This window comes from Clostridium malenominatum, assembly GCF_039521365.1.
GTDB lineage: Bacteria > Bacillota > Clostridia > Clostridiales > Clostridiaceae > Clostridium_AW > Clostridium_AW malenominatum.
Window position 1 is genome coordinate 1 of record NZ_BAAACF010000015.1, and the last position, 1,065, is coordinate 1,065.

1 protein-coding gene is annotated in these 1,065 nt (G+C 38.2%); it reads right to left on the reverse strand.

All coding sequences use genetic code 11. The annotated features are described in order from the left end of the window. A partial coding sequence (tuf, locus tag ABDZ69_RS17065; RefSeq protein WP_343771629.1) for an elongation factor Tu occupies positions 1-1,065 on the reverse strand: 1,065 nt, incomplete at both ends.

Genomic DNA, 1,065 nt, shown 5'->3' on the forward strand with positions numbered 1-1,065 from the left:
TTAATCCTTCATCCATTGCTATTTGAGTTATTAATTCAACATTCATGTCTATGTGGTCTCCTGGCATTACCATTTCTACTCCTTCTGGTAATTTGATTGAACCAGTTACGTCTGTTGTTCTGAAGTAGAACTGTGGTCTATATCCGTTAAAGAATGGAGTGTGTCTTCCACCTTCTTCTTTCTTTAATACGTATACTTGACCTACGAATTTTTTGTGAGGTTTTACTGAGTTTGCTGCTGCTAATACTTGACCTCTTTGGATGTCATCTCTTTGTACACCTCTTAGTAATGCTCCTATGTTGTCTCCTGCCATTGCGCTATCAAGTAACTTTCTGAACATTTCTATTCCTGTTACTACTGATTTTCTCTTGTCTTCGCTTAGTCCAACGATTTCTATTTCGTCTCCTACTTTTAGAATTCCTCTTTCTACTCTTCCTGTTGCAACTGTTCCTCTTCCTGTGATTGTAAATACGTCTTCTACTGGCATTAAGAATGGTTTATCAGTTGCTCTTTCTGGTGTTGGTATATATTCATCTACTGCTGCCATTAAGTTCATGATACATTCTGATGCTGCTGCATCTGTTGGATTTTCTAATGCTTTTAATGCTGATCCAACTACTACTGGTGCATCATCTCCTGGGAAGCCATATTCGCTTAATAATTCTCTTACTTCCATTTCAACTAATTCTATTAGTTCTGGGTCATCTACCATATCTGCTTTGTTTAAGAATACAACTATGTATTGTACTCCAACTCTTGATGCTAGTAGTATGTGTTCTCTTGTTTGTGGCATTGGACCATCTGCTGCACTTACAACTAAGATCGCTCCATCCATTTGCGCTGCTCCTGTTATCATGTTCTTTACATAGTCAGCGTGACCTGGGCAGTCTACGTGTGCATAGTGTCTGTTTTCTGTTTCGTATTCTACGTGAGATGTACTAATTGTTATACCTCTCTCTTTTTCTTCTGGGGATTTATCTATTTGGTCGTATTTGAATGCTTCTGCAAATCCTTTGTTTGCTAGTACTGTTGTTATTGCTGCTGTTAATGTTGTCTTACCGTGGT